Genomic DNA, 955 nt, shown 5'->3' on the forward strand with positions numbered 1-955 from the left:
TAGGGGACCCAGAATCTGGGTCCCCTATCGTCGTTTGAGCACCGGATAGTGCTCGAACGAAATTGCCGTGCCCGCGCCCCACCGCGAGTACGTGATTGAATTTGTGGGTCCAACCGATTTTTCGCGGAAATTCAGAAAGGGAGCACCGTGCCGGAACAAAACGACGATCGGAAGCCCTTCCGGCGTGGCGCTCCCGACTCCGGGTCCGGCCGGCGAGGCGACGACAGCGGTGATGCCCCCCGACGGGGCGGCGGATTCAAACGCCGGGCCGATTTCGGTGACCGCGGCGGCTTTACACGCCGCGGAGAGTCCGGCGGCCACGGTGGGCGCGACGATTCCACGGACCGTGGTGGTTTCCAGCGACGCGACAGCTCGGGCGGGTTCGACCGCCGGGGCGAAGCCGGTGAGCGCGGCCGCCCTGACCAGCGAGGCAGCTCGTCCGGTGGATTCCGGCGCCAGGAGCCCGGTGACCGTGGCGGTGAGACCAGCGGCTACCGCCGCGGAGGCGACGGCCCCAGGCGCGGCGGATTCGAGCGCCGCGACGATTCCGGTGCGCGAGGCGGCTTCACCGGCCGTGGCGGCGCGGGAGATCGTGGTGGTTTCAAACGCTCCGAGGACTCCGGAGAACGTGGCGGCTTCAAGCGCCGCAGCGAGTCCGGCGACCGGCGCGATGACTCCCGTGGCGGCTACCGCGCGGGTGAAAAGCCCGGTTCTCGGGGTGGTTTCGATCGCGGCGAGTCCCGTGGCGGTTCCAGCCGTCGCCGCGACGATTCCGGCGACCGCAGGGCTGCCCGGCATGGCGAGCACGGTGGACGCGGAGTGTTCGGACGCCGCGGTTCCTCCGAGGAGTACGGCGATGCCGGTCGTCGCGAGCCGGGCTTCCGGCGTCGTGATGACGCGGATGATCGGAGTCGTCCGGGTGCGGACCGGGATGCCGATGCGCGCCGCGGTGGCG

1 pseudogene is annotated in these 955 nt (G+C 70.5%); it reads right to left on the reverse strand.

Features of this window, described 5'->3' with window-relative positions:
• Positions 1-24: 24 nt before the first annotated feature.
• Positions 25-955: pseudogene (locus ON34_RS33870) on the reverse strand (hypothetical protein); the annotation flags it as partial.

Origin of the sequence: Nocardia pneumoniae NBRC 100136, assembly GCF_000308755.1 — a bacterium.
Classification (GTDB): domain Bacteria; phylum Actinomycetota; class Actinomycetes; order Mycobacteriales; family Mycobacteriaceae; genus Nocardia; species Nocardia pneumoniae.